Genomic DNA, 464 nt, shown 5'->3' on the forward strand with positions numbered 1-464 from the left:
TCGTCTTTATAAACATGTGCGGAAACGGCTTTGGCGGCCAACTCCGGCGTAACCATCTGATAATCGATACGCCACCCGACATCTTTCGCATACGCTTGTCCGCGGTTGCTCCACCAGGTATAGCCCGGCACATCGGGATAAAGTGTGCGCCACATATCCGTCCAACCGAGCTTATGGATGACTTTGCCTATCCATTCGCGCTCTTCAGGCAAGAAGCCCGAATTTTTCTGATTACCCTTCCAGTTTTTCAAGTCGATGTTTTGGTGGGCAATATTCCAGTCGCCGCAGACGACGATGTCGCGTCCTTCGTTTTTCATGGCTTCGAGCATGGGATAGAACGCGTCCAAAAAGCGGTATTTCACTTGTTGGCGCTCTTCCGCACTGCTGCCGCTGGGCAGATACAGCGAAATTACCGACAACTTGCCGAAATCGCAACGGACAAAACGGCCTTCCCTGTCAAATTC

The 464-nt window shown here is 51.7% G+C and carries 1 protein-coding gene; it reads right to left on the reverse strand.

Features of this window, described 5'->3' with window-relative positions; genetic code table 11:
* Positions 1-464 (reverse strand): exodeoxyribonuclease III (locus tag ACTHSP_RS21860; RefSeq protein WP_440346991.1); only part of this gene is annotated, 464 nt, incomplete at both ends.

Source organism: Neisseria sp. P0001.S005 (assembly GCF_051963715.1).